This is a genomic window from Paenibacillus gorillae, from assembly GCF_000513275.1.
Classification (GTDB): Bacteria; Bacillota; Bacilli; order Paenibacillales; family Paenibacillaceae; genus Pristimantibacillus; species Pristimantibacillus gorillae.
The window spans coordinates 14,570-30,474 of the sequence record NZ_CBVJ010000123.1 but is presented as its reverse complement, the minus strand read 5'-3'; the positions used below and the strand labels follow the sequence as shown (position 1 = coordinate 30,474).

The window sequence follows — 15,905 nt, the reverse complement described above, 5'->3', positions numbered from 1 at the left end:
CGTTCGATACCCTAATGTGCGTTGGAACTGCGCGCGGTGCTTCAGGCTTGAATTAAGCCTGCGGCAGGCGATACAGCGCGAAGGGCTCGCCATTACGGAAGGATCGGCTGATTTGATCCAGTTCCTTAAGGTTTTCCGGTTGGAGATCCAGCGAGACGCTTTGCAGATTGTCTTCAAGCTGCGGCGCACTCGTTGCGCCTACAATGACGGTGGAGACGACCGGCTGATGCATGAGCCAAGCCAGCGATAACGCGCTTGCCGTACTGTCCAGCTGCTTCGCTAATGTGCTGACGTTGCGTCCAAGCTCTAGATTCCGTTCGCCGAAAAAGCTTAAGAAGCTAGGGTTTTTGTGTGCTCTGGAGCCCTCTGGCGCGGAGCCGTCCGTACCGTATTTACCGGTAAGAATGCCTCCGGCGAGCGGGAAGTACGGAATAATGCCAAGTCCTTGATCCTGGCAGAGCGGCACAAGCTCGCGCTCCGGTGTCCGGTCCGCAAGCGAATAGCTCGTTTGCATGGACACAAAGCGATTAAGACCGAGATGGTCACTGATGCCAAGTGCTTTCATCAGCTCCCAGGCCGCATAGTTAGAGGCGCCGATATAGCGGACTTTGCCGGAGCGAACCATATCATCCAGCGTACGAAGCGTCTCCTCAAGCGGTGTGTAAGGATCGAATGTATGAATTTGATAGAGATCGACATAATCGGTTTTCAGCCGTTTCAGGCTGCCCTCCAGCTCCGACTGCAGATGAAAGCGGGAGGAGCCTCTTGCATTGGGACCGTCTCCCCGCGGCAGCCCGGCTTTCGTTGCCAGGACAACCTCGCTCCGTCTGCCCCCAATGACAGAGCCGATAATCGTCTCTGACGCCGTAGCAGAATAGATGTTGGCCGTATCGATGAAGTTGATGCCTTGATCCAGTGCAACGTTAATAATGCGTTCGGATGTCTGCTGATCCGCTCTGGAGCCGAAAGAATTAGTGCCAAGTCCAAGTGCGGATACATGAAGCCCGCTGTTGCCGAGTCGATTGTATTTCACGCCGTGTCACTCCTTTAGCTTTCATTCAGTTGGCTGTTTGGTGTCGTGGTTTCTTTTCCCATTATACCAAAACCATTCACCGCAAGCCTAGCGCCCGGGTGACTAGGATCGGCAGACAGCTAGGCTTGTAATGGATGCATGGATGACGAAATGTGAAGTGACTTGGCATAGGGTATATAAGGCAGACGAGGCTTCAACTCTTCGTTTGTGATTAGCTGGTATTCGGTAAGGAGAACCGTGAACAACGAACTAAATCCACTTGGTTAGCAGATTTTTTAGCTCAACAGTAATTCCGGTCAATGGCAACCGTACCTCGTCTGAGTTGATAAGGCCTTGCTCGGCCAGCAGCCATTTAATTGGAGCCGGGTTCGGCTCTTGGAACAGCAGCCGAACGAGCGGCAGCAGTTGTCCGAATGCCTCTCTCGCTTCGGTCAGCTTACTGTTTTGGAATAGTGCATATACTTCGAGAAAAGATTCGGTATGAACGCTGGCAGATGCCATCATCCCGCCTTGGGCTCCGCTGCCCAGCATCGCGAGAAAACTCTCGTCCTCCCCGCTAAGCACCGGTTTCGTTGTATGACGAGCAAGCTCTGTCATCAGAGCGACACCGCCGGAGCTGTCTTTTAAACCGATGACGCCTTCTAATGAAAGTATAGTTAAAATGGTCTCAGCCGTGGAGCGGACGCCTGTGCGCTGCGGAATTTCGTAGGCAATCACTGGAATGCCAGTGTCTGCCGCCCGGCGGTAGTGTTCGATAATGCCTTTTTGGGAAGGGCGGTTATAGTAAGGGACAACGACAAGTGCTGCATCAGCGCCAAGCTCTCCAGCCAGCCGGGTGCGGTTGACGGTGGAGGCGGTATCGTTGGTTCCAGTGCCGAGTACAATAGGAATGTGCAAACGGGTGCCTCTTGCCCGCAATGCTGCCTCCATTAGGAGGGGAAGCTCTGCTGTCGTAACGGTCGGAGACTCGCCAGTTGTACCGTTTACTACGATCCCGTTCACACCGCGGTGCAGTAAATTGTCGATATAACGCTCGAAAGAAGGGATATCCAGCTCGCCGTTAGGAAGAAACGGGGTGACGACCGGGACGAAAATGCCTTTTAGCTGTTGCTCGTTCATTATGGTCAACTCCTTTTAACGTATAGGAAAAAATGGGGCTTGAATGATTATCTATACTGTAGCATGATCGGAGTATCATCATTATCGATACTTAGTAATGGCTATCATCGATAATCGTAATAGTAATAGTAGATGGAGGTGGGTAAAATGCTGGATCTCGTCTATTTGCATACGTTTCGCGAGGTTGCCAGGAGAAGGAGCATTACCCGGGCGGCAGAGGAGCTCGGGTATGCGCAGTCGAGCGTAACCGTCCAAATTCAGAAGCTGGAAAAGCATTATGGCGTGCCTCTCCTTGAACGGTACGGGCGTTATATGCGCCTAACGCCTCCCGGAGAGGCGTTGTTGAAGCTGGCCTCGCAGATGCTGGATCTGTACGACGAGTCCCGAGAAACGGTGGCGGGTTCTGCAGGAGGAACGCTCGTTATCGGGGCGATCGATTCCTTGGCGGCGTATTTTCTGCCTCCGTACTTGCATCGATTGCGGCGGATGTTTCCAGGGCTGAACATCCAGCTTCAACCGGAGCGTGAATCGAATATTGTGAGCAAGGTAAAAGAAGGCGAGTTCGACATTGGTCTTCTGCTGGATGTAAAGCCAGCCGACACCTCGCTCCTATGTACGGCGGTACGCGAAGAGCCTCTAGTGCTCGTTGCGCTGCCGAATCATCCTCTTGGGCTTCTCCCGAAGGTGGAGCTGAGCGATTTGAATGGTGCGGAGCTGATCATATCCGAGGAGAGCTGTATCTATCGTGGAATGTTCGAGAAAGTGCTGAGAGAAGGAGAGATAGCTTTTACCAGCTTGTTCGAATTGGGCAATCCGGAGGCGATCAAGCAATGTGTCGTCAACGGATTGGGTATTGCCTTGCTGCCGCAAATGGTCGTGGCCAGTGAGTTGGCTGCGGGCAAGCTGGTCGCGCTGCCGTTCCAACACCCGGACATTCGCTTTGACCTGCAGCACCTCATCCATCCGAAAAAATGGATGTCCGCTCCGCTTCAGGCCTTCATCGATATGCTGGGAGGCAGCGAAGAGGGACTAAGCTAATCACTCCAGCACGATATGCCCGCGCGCGGTGCCATAGCGGCACGCGGGCTCGGTCGCACGTCGGCGGTCAAACCTTGTGCGATAATGGCAAGCAGGAGGCGGGATGAGGCCGTTAAGACCCAGCGGGGTCTTAGCGCCTCCCGTGGGGAGGCAAAAAGAAAGGCGCGGACTAACGGTCTTTAATCTCACAGTACTGCGTCAGGGTGTGCTCGTTTACTCTACGCTGCTTCGGATGCCACACCCTGTTAGCATTTACAACGCCGAAGAGAGGCGTGTTCCAATGATGGCTGCCTACGATGGGGGCTGCAACGAAGCAGCTTCGCAATGATGGCACAGCCCCCCGATTGGCCTGCAACGAAGCAGCTTCGCGGTGATGGCACAGCCCTCCAATTGGCTTGTAACACGAAGTGTGAATCTCGTAATTGACAGCCCCCCATTGGCCTGCAACGAAGCAGCTTCGCAATGATGGCACAGCCCTCCAATTGGCAACACGAAGCGAATTTCGTAATTGACAGCCCCCGATTGGCCTGCAACGAAGCAGCTTCGCAATGATGGCACAGCCCTCCAATTGGCTTGTAACACGAAGCGAATTTCGTAATTGACAGCCCCTCGATTGGCCTGCAACGAAGCAGCTTCGCAAATTAGCGAAGAGAACTTCGTTGCAGGAGGTAGTGCGAGGCATCTAAGGTAGCGGAGCGAAGCAAGTTTCGCAGTTGGCGAACCAAGGTTCACGAAAAGCGAAATTTGCTTCGCTAATTAGACGACACGCTGCTGATTCAAGTCCTACAGCGAATTTAGCTTCGCTAAACAGCGAATCGGCTTCGTTGCAGGTGCTAACCAACACCGCTGATCTTTTCGTTCTTTACTTTCCGCATCATGTAGTGCTAATCAGCACCCTGTAACTAACAAGGCTCAATGGCACCTTAAGCAGACCATTAAGACCCTGTCAGGGCCTTAGCGGCCACGCGGCAAGGCAAAAAAAGAGGTTAAGACCCTCCGGGGGTCTTAACCCTGCGAAATCAGTCGTTCACCCGCCGAAAATCGCGTGAAAATAGGCCGACAAGACCCTGCCAGGGTCTTAGCGGCCACGCGGCAAGGCAAAAGAAAGAGATTAGGTCCCTCTAAGGGTCTTAACCCTGCGAAATTAATCGTTCGCCCGCCGTAAATCGCGTGAAATTAGGCCGACAAGACCCTGTCGGGGCCTTAACAGCCTCGCAACGAGGCAAAAGAAAGAGCTTAAGACCCTCCAAGGGTCTTAAGCTCAAAAGTTACGGAACTTCATCATATCACCCGCCTACTCCGGACGGTTAACGGTGCCGCTGCCGATTTTATAAGGGGAGTCAACTCCCTCATACATAAGGTGCATGGACATCCCGACGGCTGCATGCGCCAGGTTGTGGCAATGGTCCATCCATATTCCCGGGTTGTCGGCGATGAAGCCAACCTCAAATACGTCCCCTGGCGTAACGTCGAGCGTGTCGGACCACCATGGACTGCCGGTTGCCTGTACTCCGTTGCGCGACAGCACGAGCATATGGTGACCATGCAGATGCATGGGGTGGTCAACGGAGCCGCGATTGACGATCGTCATTTTCACGAGTTCGCCTTCCTTCACCATAAACATCGGCGTGTCCGGGAACAGCTTGCCGTTCATCGTGTAATGAAAGCCAAGCTCACCATTATAAAAGCCCAGTTTGTTGTCCAACACCAGCTTGAACTCCCGGTCAAATGAGCTGTTCGCATCAAACTGCGTCTCTGCAGGCTTACCGTAGTGAAGAGGATCGAACTCGGCTGTCAGCGGAAAGCTGCTTTTTAGCGCTGGAACAGCTGCTTCACCGCTAGCGCTCATGAGCAGGCCGAGTTTGTCCCCCGCCTTACCAGCGCCAACTGCCAAATAAACGGGTGTCTCCGGCATGATGAACGTTACGTCATATCGACCTCCGGTAGTCAGCTTCAAGCTTACGTTGCTCAAATCGCCTGGCTGAATGACGTCGGTTCCATCGATTGCAGCTACTTGAAATGGAGTTCCAACCAGCCGATAGGACTGGCGTACCCAGTCGTCGGTATTAACGAGCCGCAGGCGCACTGGCGTACCCGGTGCGATTCGGATCTGCTCGATTCCGTCGTTGGTGCCGATCGCGAAGCCCGCACCCTGCCAAATATGGCTGATCACATTGATATCTTTAGTTCCAGCCGGCAGCCCTTTGGCTGGCTCGACGATTAAGGGGCCGAACAAGCCTCGCTGCACGGCTTCCATAGATTCCTGGTGGGAGTGGTACCAGTATGTCCCGGCTTGCTTGGCGACAAAGCGATAAGTATAACTTTCACCCGGCATGACAGCATTTTGTGTAACGCCAGCTATGCCATCCTCCGCATTGGGTACGTCCAAGCCATGCCAATGCAGGGTTGCGCCGGTTTTGATGTTTTTATTGATAAGCGTGACCTCCACCAGCTGGCCTTGGCGCACGCGCAGTTCTGGGCCGGGGGTCTGACCGTTAAACGTCCAGGCCTCTACTTCTTTGCCGGAGCTAAGCGCAATGGTCTTTGTTTCGGCTGTCAGCGTGAATCGCACAGCCGGCTCCCCATTCACCGGTCCAGTTAAGGTATCCACAGATATCTTGGGCTTTGTTGCGTGATTGCTGGCCGGTTCTCCTCCATGCTGGTGCGCAACTGTCTTGGAGCCGATGCCATAATCAATGGTCCCAGAAGACATAGCGAGCGTGACGGGAAGCAGGCTGTCGTTTTTAAGCGACAGAAACGGAAAGTATGCAATCGCCGCTGCGGCAAAAACGATGGCCGAACGGCCCATCAGACGTCTCCAAGGGCGATTCACCGGTTCGATACCGGTGAGACCTATGCGTGAACTGCGGTTCAAATGCGACATCCATAACCCAAGTGCCGCTACGGCAAGCACAAGTAGCGGGATGACAATCCCGAATAAACTGGATGGCATCGTCGAAGTCAGAAGCAAATATAACCCAGTCAGGGAGCAGAGCGTCGACAACTGGTAAGGCAGAACGACCGCAGGCTGTGCCGACCGCCCCCGGAGTCTGACATCCAGCGGGCTCATCAGCTTGCGGCCTGTTGCTTGCCGGATCCGGCGCAGCCGGGGAATGGTCATGATCCATAGCATGAACGGCGGGATGGCGGCAAGCGGAAGCAGGAGCAATCGATCAGCCCAAAATATAGGCTTGCTGGATGCAAGCATCATAATAACCGCAACAATAACCCCGGCGGCAGGCACGGATAGGACGATAGCCCATCTTTTAAGAGTACGGGCATTCCGATTTAGATGCTCCTCTGAGCGGCTGTATAGTAAAGTGGATGCTTTGTTTCCCGCAATCCATGACAGTATAATGGACAGGAATAAACTTACTTGAGCGATAATCATCGCAGTGATATACAAAACCGTGTCCTCCCCGTATAATAAGCTTAGTCCATTTTACTCTTGTAGAGACTGTGCTTAACACAGCCCGAGGATGGGGTTGCAACTGGACTTAAGACGGGTTATTTCGTCGAAATAGCCGTACAGAAATTCAAGTTATGTCATCCATTATACTAAAGGAGGTGAATGCTTTGGTATTTGAGCTTCATGAGGTCATTCCCTATTTGCTCTCGATCAGCATTATTTGCTCATTTGCGTATGCCGCCTATTTCACGCGCCAGTCCATTGAGGACAACGGCGGATGGTCGCCGCAACGGTTCATCTGGGTACCGCTCATTCTGCTTGTACATCAAGTCAGCAGACCAGACCGTATCCAGCACTGGCTCGTGCGAAAAGTAAAAAGGAAAGAATCCCCCGACGGTGAATCCGCGGATTGCAGCTCCTCGTTGCGAAATCAAGAACACCCACAACGAGGAGGATTTTTATGGAGACAACTTCAAACCAAGCATTCGCCTTTCTTAAAAGATATCGCTTTTTAGCCGTAATTGCCATACTGCTTATCGTGAGCGGATGCGGCGCACCGAACGGTACGGTTGATGCGAATACGCCAGGCTTTTTCAACCATTACGTCGTATTCCCGTTCTCGTACTTGATTCAGCACATTGCTTCGTTCTTTGGCGACAGCTATGGAATGGCGATTATTGCAATGACTTTGCTTGTGCGTCTAGTACTGATGCCGTTTATGCTACGCCAGCATAAGAGCCAGCAGAAGATGAAACAGAAGATGGCTGTTATGCAGCCGGAATTGAATAAGCTGAAGGAAAAGTACAAGGACAAGACGCCAGAGTCGCAAGCGAAGATGAACAAGGAAATGATGGAGCTGTATAGCAAGCATCAGTTCAACCCGCTGGCGATCGGCTGTCTGCCGATGCTGCTGCAAATCCCGATTCTTACCGGATTGTACTATGCGATCAAAATGACGCCGGAGCTTGCGCAGCATTCCTTCCTGTGGTTCCAACTTGGCGTTCCCGACCATGTGCTTCCGTTTCTTGCGGGAATTGTCTACTACATTCAATTCCGCACTTCACAGGTGGGGGTTGATCCTGCGCAAGCGAAGCAAATGGCCTTTATGGGTTATATTTCGCCCGTTATGATGGCTATATTCTCCTTCTCTGCGCCGGCGGCTGTACCGTTATATTGGGTAGTAGGCGGGACATTTATGATTTTACAGACGATGCTTGCCAAACGTTTGTACCCCGTTCTGAAGCCGGACAAATTGCCGACACCAGGCGTTTCGACCAAATAACAACAAGACGCATCTCCAGAAGGGGGTGCGTTTTTTCTTCTCTTGCTGTCTGGCAGCACCTCATTCATCCTTGGGCTGTTGGCCCTTGTCTGATTGGATAAACGAAGATGTTTTTGGCAAAAATCCAATTCATGTAACCTGTTTTCCCATTTGTTCTCCGGCAGCCGGCCAATAAACTTGCATGCTGTTTACTTTATACCTAAGACTTTAAGTGGTATACTGTGGGTAATGTATCATTCAGATAACTTCACACTGTTTCCGCTAGCTTCCTTTTGCAGCTTCCGGATTTAATAGGCTAGCTCACACGGCTGGCCAGTCCAGCAGGGTATAAATTCGCCTGCCAGACTAAGCAACGGCTCCGCGTATTTCATTATCATCATTCAATAATTACGGCTTATCCCTGCTTTTCAAGGCTGACCGCCGAGGGTAAGTCGCTTTCAGCCTTTTGCTGGCATTCGACAGCACATAGCTTTGCGGCTCCTCCGTGAACAAGCCGAATTTATCGTCAATATCCTTCTCCGTCACCAAATCTTCTTCTGAATTTCTCTCTTGTTTGTCCATCGTCGTCCCATCACACTCCCTGCGTTATGATCGTTAGAATGCCCCAAAGGAGGAATTTCATATGATAAAGCTATTTCCGGCAAATGAGCGGAACTCGGTTGACCTAGGGTGGCTGCGCAGCGCGCGAAGTTTTTCTTTTGGCGATTATTTCGACCAGGATAATTACGGGTTTGGCGTTATGCGTGTACTTAATGATGACGTTATTGCCCCGGGACGCGGCTTCGGAGCCCACCCGCACAGCGATATGGAGATCGTGACGATCCCATTGGCCGGCAGAATAAAGCATGAGGACAACTTGGGTAACATTGAAGTTACCTCCGCAGGAGAAGTGCAGCGGATGACTGCCGGCAGCGGAATTATCCATGCTGAGTACAATGATTCCGATACGGATGAAGGCCAGTTTTTCCAGCTATGGTTTATGCCGCGAGAGAAAGGCTTAGAGCCGTCCTATGAGATGGTGAGCTACGACAACGACAAGTTAACTAATGCGTTTGTCCCAATCGTCACGCCCGATGGCGCGAACGGCACAGCAAGCATTCATCAGGATCTGACGATCTATCTGGGCCGTCTGGAGCCTGGCAAAAAGCTTTATCATAACCAGCAGCCCGGCAGAAGGGTGTTTGCGATGGTCATTGAGGGCAGCGTAGATATTAACGGATTCAGCATGGGGCCGAAGGATTCCATCCGGGCGCAGTTTGAGCCTGATATTTTGCTGCGGACGGGTGAAGAGAGCGTATTCGTGTTGTTCATCGACTTGCCTTGATTACAGACAAAGAGAAGGACGGGAGGGCTTTACGTGCACGAAACGTTACTGATCAAGCATGCTGTGGGAGGAAGGACATTTGTTGATTCTGATCATCAGCCAGTGACTTATCAGGCAGAGCCGGCTGAAGGAAGCCGATGGTCGTTTGAAGTTCAGAATCCGTCCGATAAAGATATGGATGAGCTGCTGAGATGGCGAAGCGAGCTGAACGTATTTCTATTCCGCCATTATGGGGAAGAGCAGCCAACGGTAAAAATTTGGTTCTATGTCCAGGAAGATACGGTAAACTATGATAAGGCCAAACATATACTTACCTTCACCGCCAGATCCAGTATTGAGTATATTCCGCAGCAATTCGGTTACAAACTGTAAATTGTCGAAATATGAAATATTAGGTCGAAAATGAAGGATGTAGTTTACTAATGATTGGACCAAGTTTACAATATACATGTTACAAACCGGATAAACGATTATTTATACATGCTGCGCCTGGCGATAAAAAAATTTTAATTATGATGAATGGAATTTTTTAAAAAAGAAACGATAAAATAGTCAGTCAGCATATTGTGGAATTTGATTTCAGGAAGGGGGCGTTACCGATCTATAACCGGAAAAAGATTCAAGAGGAAATTCCAGAGGTCAATACGAAGATCTGGTCTTGCGAAAGTGACGATTGCAATGGTTGGATGCGCGAGAACTTTTCGTTTGAACAGGCTCCAACTTGCTTGCTCTGCAATTCTCCAATGGTGAGTGGAGAGCGGATGCTGCCCGCGCTTGTAAATGCTAATGACAATTTGAAGCTGAAGGCGGTCGCGGCTACGGCTGAGTAATAGGCTAAGCTTAGATGAGATGCTCCTTGGAGCATCTCGACTGTCAACCATGTAGATGCTCTGCGGGCATGTCATTAAGTTAAGCTTTAACTTAATGATATTGCCCCTGTGGGGCATCCTTTTTTTGCCAGATAGGCGAACGTATGTGTGGTATACTGGGTGGAGCAGAACAAAACGGATGGTTTGCGGCAGCGCGTAACCAGAATCGGGTGATGGCATGGCCATGGAGAAAGAAATCGCGATCGCGGTGAGGCCGCTCGTGGAATATGTGTACCGCGCAGGCAGCATCGAGTCCGGTTTTCAAATGGCGGATGCAATGGCAGAAGGGACGCGGGTGCATCAGCAGGTACAGAAACAGTATGGCGAGCGGGATCAGAAGGAAGAGTATCTCTGCGCCAATATCGATTATGAAGAGCTGACGTACCGCGTGGACGGACGTTGTGACGGACTTTTGATCAGCGAGGATGGCAGCGTAACGATCGATGAGATCAAATCGACTCGTGCGGATTTGTCCCGGCTTGGGGAGGAAGGAATCCCGGTTCACTGGGCTCAAGCCTATTGCTACGCCTTCATGTATGCCGCTGAACAGGGTCTAGACAAGGTCGGGATTCAGCTTACCTATGTGTCCGTGCAATCCGGCGAGCGCCGCTTATACAGACGTGCAGCGTTCTTTGCGGAGCTGCAGCAGTTTATGATGGATCTGCTGCGCGATTATACGCCATACGCCCGGATGCTGCTGCGCCATGCTGAAGAGAGGGATAGGAGCATCTCCGAGCTGGCATTTCCTTTCGACATGTACCGGAGCGGGCAGCGGAAACTGGCTGGAGCCGTATATCGGACGATCGAGGAGGGTGCCAATCTGTTCGCCAAAGCGCCAACCGGTATAGGTAAAACGATCTCGACGACGTTTCCCGCCGTCAAGGCGATGGGGGAAGGGCTGCTCAGCCGTCTATTTTATTTGACGGCCCGTACGACGACGCGGACAGCCGCGGAGGATGCTTTTGCCCGGATGGCGGCGAAGGGGCTTCGCATTCATGCTGTAACGCTGACCGCCAAGGCGAGCATTTGCTTTCAGGAGGAGCAGCGATGCGACAAGCGCTACTGCGAATATGCGGACGGCTATTACGACCGGGTGAACGGCGCGCTGCTTGACATGCTCGGCGAGGAAACGAATATGACCCGTGAGGTTGTAGAACAGTATGCCCGTAAGCACCGGGTCTGTCCGTTCGAGTTTTCACTTGACGCCGCATATGCTGCGGATGTCGTAATCTGCGATTATAACTACATCTATGACCCGAGGGTGTCGTTGAAACGGCTGCTTGGCGAGCAGAAGAAACAGACAGCGCTGCTTGTCGATGAAGCGCATAACTTGGTTGACCGTGCACGAGAGATGTTCTCTGCGGAGCTGGAGAAAGCTTCGTTTCTAGCTCTGCAGCGCCTGCTTAAGCCCGTGTACCGGGAAGGATATGCTGCAGTCAAAGCGGTGAATGATTACTTTATCGCGTTGCGCAAGGCATGCGGAGATGAGAGGGAGCGATCGGAGCGGGAGCTGCCCGAGGAACTTATCGGATTACTAGAGGTGTTCGTTGGCGCGGCAGAGACGTGGCTCAGCAACCGCCGGATGGGCGCTTTGCCGAGTTCTGCGGAAGGCGCTGTCAATCCGGAGGCGGGGGCCGAGGCGATGTTGCTGGACGTTTACTTTGGGGCACAAGCCTTCCTTCGGTCCGCTAAGCTGTACGACGAAAGGTTCCTCACCTATACCGAGGTGAGGGGCGGGGATGTCCGGACGAGGCTGTTCTGCCTGGACCCTTCTCATTTGCTTCGCCAGAGCGGCAAGGGATACCGTTCGCAGATTTATTTCTCGGCGACGCTTTCCCCCGCTGCTTATTATATGGACATGCTTGGAGCTGCGCCGGAGGATTACACGTTAGCTGTTCCCACACCATTCACGCGTGAACAACTGGATGTACAACTAGTGCCGATCTCAACCCGCTATCGGGATCGGGAGGAGTCGAGAGTGCCGATTGCACGACTGTTGAATCGGCTGGCAGTGGAGCGCCCCGGCAATTATTTCGTATTTTTTCCGTCATACGCCTATATGAATGATTGCTATGAGACTTTGTTGGCGGAGGGAGAAGCGCTGCCGTTCGATACGCTCCTGCAGCAGCCGGCCATGTCGGAAGAGGACCGGGCTGCGTTCATGGCTGCCTTCCATTCGGGCAGAGAGCGTACGCTGGTGGGATTTGCGGTGATGGGAGGCATTTTTTCCGAAGGGATCGATTTAGTCGGCGATCGCTTAACCGGTGTAGTAGTTGTCGGGGTGGGACTGCCTCAGGTTGGTGCGGAACGTGATCTGCTGAAGGCGTACTTCGACGAGACCGGCAAGAATGGATTTCATTACGCTTATGTATTTCCGGGCATGAATAAGGTGTTGCAAGCGGGAGGGCGGCTTATCCGCTCTGAAACGGATAGTGGCGTGCTCGTGCTAGTGGACGACCGGTATTTGAGGCCGGAATACGAGCGGCTGCTGCCGGAAGAATGGCTGCCGTATGAAGTGATACGTCCGTAACGGAAAGATAACAAGGATGGGATTATGAAAAAGTTTGGAGTGATTGTTCAACATGAATTCTACACCTAATAGTTTGACAAGTGATCGTAAGCCGGTATCTTCGGCCAGATTGTGGATGGCACTGCTTCTAGGCTCGCTGGCTGCATTTGCTCCTTTATCGATCGACATGTATTTGCCCGCATTGCCTGAACTGGCCGGTGATTTCAAGGCTGGGACGTCGATGTCGCAGCTCAGTCTGACCGCATGCTTGCTCGGTATTTCAATTGGACAGCTGCTGATCGGACCTTTAAGTGATGTCCAGGGAAGGAAAAAGCCGCTGCTGATCGGCCTTGCCCTTTATGCAGTGGTATCCGTACTTTGCGTCATTGCGCCGTCTATCGAGACCTTCGTCTTGCTAAGGTTTATACAAGGTCTTGGCGGTGCGGCCGGCATCGTTATTTCCCGCGCAATGGTCCGGGATATGTATGAGGGAGCGGAAATGACGAAGTTTTATTCGATGCTAATGCTCGTCAACGGTGTCGCTCCAATTGCGGCTCCAATTGCCGGAGGACAGATATTGAAATGGACGTCATGGCGCGGGGTCTTTATCGTTCTGGCCATCATTGGCGTATTGATGCTGCTTGCCGTATGGTTTGGCCTCAAGGAAACGCTCAAGGAGCAAAACCGGCTAAAGGGCGGACTTGGCAGTACGCTTCGGACGTTCCAGAGATTGCTGAAGGATCGGTTATTTATGGGCTATGCGCTATCGCAGGGACTTATCATTGCGGGTATGTTCGCTTACATCTCCGGATCGCCCTTCGTTCTGCAGGAGTTGTTCGGCTTATCGGCGCAAATGTATAGTGTATGCTTTGCCATCAATGGCATTGGTATTATTATCGCCAGTCAAGTGGCGGGGAGGTTAGCCGGGAAGGTTAGCGCAACCAAAATTCTGATTACAGGTCTTAGCATGGCTTCGATTGGCGGCGTCACGCTGCTTGTGATGATATTGCTCGATGCAGGTTTGTTCGGTGTTCTTATCCCGCTCTTTTTCATTGTTTCGAGCGTCGGACTCGTATCGACGGCCAGCTTCTCGCTCGCGATGCAAAATCAGGGCCAATCCGCAGGCAGTGCCTCAGCTCTTATCGGCCTGCTGTCCTTCGTCTTCGGCGGCTGCATGGCGCCGCTGGTCGGTCTTGGCGGCAGCGGGACCGCATTGCCGATGGGGATCGTTATAGCGTCGGTTAACGTTTTGGCGGTGCTCTGTTACACACTGCTTGTCAAGCGAGTGCGTTAACTACGTATTAGACAGGTTTAGGAATAAGTAAAACACAAAGGGAAGTCTATCCAAAATCATGGATAGACTTCCCTTTGCTGTTACCGTGTACACGAGGCTTACAAGGGCATCGGCACATCCGCATCTTTGCCGAGCATGGCGCCGCGCCATTTGCGGTACAGCTCCCATGCCGAGCCGTTCTCTAGCAGTGATTTGCATGTGTAGATACCTTCTTCAATAGAATCGACCTTCTCTGCCAAACGCAGGCGGACCGCGCCGTTAAGCAGCACCTGGTTCACGTAGCCGATATGGCCTTCGGAGCGCAGTGCTTCCTCTGTCACGCGAATTTGCATGGCCGCTGTCCATTCGACACCTTCGGGCAGCGAGGTTTCTAGGCCATAAGTGTCGGGATCGATGACGTGGAGCCGGGCTTCGCCATGTTCGACAATATAAGTGCGTGTTGGCCGTTCGATGTATAAATCCTCGGAGCCCTCCGAGCCTTGCACGATAAGCGCCTTGCTGTAGCCAAGGTGTAGAAGCAGCTTGCTCATCCGGTCAAATACAGTGTTATGATATACCCCGAAGACCAGATAAGGAGAGCGGGAGAAGTCGATCAGCTTCTCGGCGGTGTTCAGCACCGTACGCATGCCTAATTCTTCGCGCAGCGGCCTTAGCTCCTTTAATGGGGGGCACCATTGTTCTGACGGTACATACAGCACCCCCGTCTGACGGGCGATCTCTTCGGTCCTGCTCTTGTCCGTCATATCCGCATCGATTCCTATTGCAGCTAACAGATCATGCAGCGTGACGCCCCATTTCGGGGGAAGCGAAGCGGCCCCGTGGAGCGTGACAGGCAAGCCGGCCGAGGCAAGCAGGAATGAGGTTGCGAAGGTGGCGTAAAAGGCTTTCGTACGGCCGTCGTATGGACCGGCGCAATCCAGACCGCGCTGAATCGGCGCGCGGTACGATTGCTTGCGGCAGGTGAGGACGAAAGCCTCCAGCTCCTCTACGCTTTCCATCTTGATTCTCTCCGCGATGAGAAAAGCGCCGATTTGGGCGGGTGTCGCTTTACGGTTCAGAATAAGATCGGCTGCTTCCAGTGCTTCCTCACCGTTTAAATCACGAGCCCCTCTTTTGCCGCGGGCAACCTCTTTCAATAGTTTTGTCAGCATGTCGCAACCCCCTATTTCTGCTCCTGAAGAATTTGGTAGACCTTCACGATCGATGTGGCAACATCGACCATCCGCTTTCGGTCATTCATTGCTTGCTTGCGAAGGATGTCATAAGCCTCCGCCTCGGAGACGTTTTTGATTTTGCACAAAATGCCTTTCGCCATATCGATCCATTTGCGTTCCTCGATGCGTGCCTCCAACTGCTTGCGTTCATTTAACCACTGCTGCCGTTCGAAGCATTGCTTGGCGCCGAAATGAAGTGCCCAATGAAGCTCTTGTTCGGTCATTGAAGGGGTGAGTATGCCGTCAATTCGGATATCATCCTCGCAGAAGGCGGCGGACTGTCCGGCCGTGACGGCGCTGCACCACCATAACATCGGGACTCGCTTTTCTTGTATCAGCATGCTGCCCCAACGTTTTGCATCGCCAAGAGAAAGCTGAAGCACAACGGCGTCAGTATGGTCGACTTTTTGTTTGGCTGTATCCTCGCGGTCGGCATGGGACACCGAGTAGCCGTGCTCTTCCAGCACATAACCGGGGGACAGCGTCAGCTCGGATTCGACAGTCGGCTCAGCCGGGGCTGTTCGATTAGAAATGACTAGTATTGAACGCATGGAGAAGCGCTCCCTCCTCATTAGCATGTAAGCACGCGAACATCTGATGGTTTGTTGTGAATATATATAACACAGAAAACGCGATTTTGTCGATATCACAATCTACCCATATTATATGTTAATTATGTTGACACGAAGAAAAGGGGCGTTGTATAGTTACGATACAAGCAAACATCATATCGTATTCGAATACAACGATGTATTCGGTTGAAGCGGCAATGAAGCCTGACTTCGCAATTAACGGGGACCGTAACGCAGCATGC

The 15,905-nt window shown here is 52.3% G+C and carries 14 protein-coding genes; 8 read left to right on the top strand and 6 right to left on the bottom strand.

The window, feature by feature from the left end; translation table 11 throughout:
- Positions 1-52 precede the first annotated feature (52 nt).
- Both TY10_RS23395 and dapA read right to left on the bottom strand, forming a co-directional pair.
- Positions 53-1,033, bottom strand: coding sequence for an aldo/keto reductase (locus tag TY10_RS23395; RefSeq protein ID WP_042168997.1), 981 nt, complete (start codon positions 1,031-1,033; stop codon positions 53-55).
- 249 nt (positions 1,034-1,282) lie between these two features.
- Positions 1,283-2,152: a 4-hydroxy-tetrahydrodipicolinate synthase gene (gene dapA / locus TY10_RS23390; protein ID WP_337588382.1), complete on the bottom strand. Its 870-nt coding sequence runs from the start codon at positions 2,150-2,152 to the stop codon at positions 1,283-1,285.
- A gap of 150 nt (positions 2,153-2,302) precedes the next feature.
- Here dapA and TY10_RS23385 point away from each other — a divergent pair, with 150 nt between their 5' ends.
- Positions 2,303-3,190 carry a LysR family transcriptional regulator gene (locus tag TY10_RS23385; protein ID WP_042169055.1) on the top strand — a complete coding sequence of 296 codons (888 nt, stop codon included), beginning with the start codon at positions 2,303-2,305 and terminating at the stop codon, positions 3,188-3,190.
- Between the two features lie 1,294 nt (positions 3,191-4,484).
- On the opposite strand, the gene TY10_RS23375 is transcribed toward TY10_RS23385, so the two are convergent.
- Positions 4,485-6,596 (bottom strand): multicopper oxidase family protein, encoded by a 2,112-nt coding sequence (locus tag TY10_RS23375; protein WP_052350730.1) that lies wholly within the window; start codon positions 6,594-6,596, stop codon positions 4,485-4,487.
- A gap of 170 nt (positions 6,597-6,766) precedes the next feature.
- Between TY10_RS23375 and TY10_RS30855 the strand changes: the two genes are divergently transcribed.
- Positions 6,767-7,114, top strand: coding sequence for a hypothetical protein (locus TY10_RS30855; protein ID WP_042168991.1), 348 nt, complete (start codon positions 6,767-6,769; stop codon positions 7,112-7,114).
- The gene (yidC, locus tag TY10_RS23365; RefSeq protein ID WP_042168989.1) at positions 7,060-7,881 is read left to right on the top strand and encodes a membrane protein insertase YidC; all 822 of its coding nucleotides are present in this window, start codon (positions 7,060-7,062) and stop codon (positions 7,879-7,881) included. The genes TY10_RS30855 and yidC overlap by 55 nt, the downstream gene beginning before the upstream one ends.
- 387 nt (positions 7,882-8,268) lie before the next feature.
- Here yidC and TY10_RS30615 read toward each other — a convergent pair whose 3' ends face one another.
- The gene (locus TY10_RS30615) at positions 8,269-8,442 is read right to left on the bottom strand and encodes a hypothetical protein (protein ID WP_155986031.1); all 174 of its coding nucleotides are present in this window, start codon (positions 8,440-8,442) and stop codon (positions 8,269-8,271) included.
- A 61-nt stretch (positions 8,443-8,503) separates the two neighbouring features.
- Here TY10_RS30615 and TY10_RS23360 point away from each other — a divergent pair, with 61 nt between their 5' ends.
- The 5 genes from TY10_RS23360 (at position 8,504) to TY10_RS23340 (ending at position 13,877) form a co-directional block, all read left to right on the top strand.
- A complete protein-coding gene (locus TY10_RS23360) occupies positions 8,504-9,205 on the top strand; it encodes a pirin family protein (protein WP_042168985.1) in 702 nt (233 codons plus the stop codon).
- Between the two features lie 33 nt (positions 9,206-9,238).
- Positions 9,239-9,577, top strand: coding sequence for a hypothetical protein (locus TY10_RS23355; RefSeq protein WP_042168982.1), 339 nt, complete (start codon positions 9,239-9,241; stop codon positions 9,575-9,577).
- A 194-nt stretch (positions 9,578-9,771) separates the two neighbouring features.
- A complete protein-coding gene (locus tag TY10_RS23350; protein ID WP_337588381.1) occupies positions 9,772-10,035 on the top strand; it encodes a cold-shock protein in 264 nt (87 codons plus the stop codon).
- 223 nt (positions 10,036-10,258) lie between these two features.
- Positions 10,259-12,604 carry an ATP-dependent DNA helicase gene (locus TY10_RS23345; RefSeq protein WP_042168979.1) on the top strand — a complete coding sequence of 782 codons (2,346 nt, stop codon included), beginning with the start codon at positions 10,259-10,261 and terminating at the stop codon, positions 12,602-12,604.
- A 52-nt stretch (positions 12,605-12,656) separates the two neighbouring features.
- Positions 12,657-13,877 carry a Bcr/CflA family multidrug efflux MFS transporter gene (locus tag TY10_RS23340; RefSeq protein ID WP_042168975.1) on the top strand — a complete coding sequence of 407 codons (1,221 nt, stop codon included), beginning with the start codon at positions 12,657-12,659 and terminating at the stop codon, positions 13,875-13,877.
- A gap of 98 nt (positions 13,878-13,975) precedes the next feature.
- On the opposite strand, the gene TY10_RS23335 is transcribed toward TY10_RS23340, so the two are convergent.
- Together TY10_RS23335 and TY10_RS23330 are read right to left on the bottom strand one after the other, a co-directional pair.
- A complete protein-coding gene (locus TY10_RS23335; protein WP_042168973.1) occupies positions 13,976-15,028 on the bottom strand; it encodes an anthranilate phosphoribosyltransferase in 1,053 nt (350 codons plus the stop codon).
- 11 nt (positions 15,029-15,039) lie between these two features.
- Positions 15,040-15,642 (bottom strand): ANTAR domain-containing response regulator, encoded by a 603-nt coding sequence (locus tag TY10_RS23330; RefSeq protein WP_042168970.1) that lies wholly within the window; start codon positions 15,640-15,642, stop codon positions 15,040-15,042.
- Positions 15,643-15,905 lie beyond the last annotated feature (263 nt).

Coding starts and splice junctions, on each gene's coding strand:
- TY10_RS30615 (WP_155986031.1), bottom strand. CDS start 8,442: ATGGACAAACAAGAGAGAAATTCAGAAGAAGATTTGGTGACGGAGAAG.
- TY10_RS23345 (WP_042168979.1), top strand. CDS start 10,259: ATGGAGAAAGAAATCGCGATCGCGGTGAGGCCGCTCGTGGAATATGTG.
- TY10_RS23360 (WP_042168985.1), top strand. CDS start 8,504: ATGATAAAGCTATTTCCGGCAAATGAGCGGAACTCGGTTGACCTAGGG.
- TY10_RS23340 (WP_042168975.1), top strand. CDS start 12,657: ATGAATTCTACACCTAATAGTTTGACAAGTGATCGTAAGCCGGTATCT.
- TY10_RS23330 (WP_042168970.1), bottom strand. CDS start 15,642: ATGCGTTCAATACTAGTCATTTCTAATCGAACAGCCCCGGCTGAGCCG.
- dapA (WP_337588382.1), bottom strand. CDS start 2,152: ATGAACGAGCAACAGCTAAAAGGCATTTTCGTCCCGGTCGTCACCCCG.
- TY10_RS23335 (WP_042168973.1), bottom strand. CDS start 15,028: ATGCTGACAAAACTATTGAAAGAGGTTGCCCGCGGCAAAAGAGGGGCT.
- yidC (WP_042168989.1), top strand. CDS start 7,060: ATGGAGACAACTTCAAACCAAGCATTCGCCTTTCTTAAAAGATATCGC.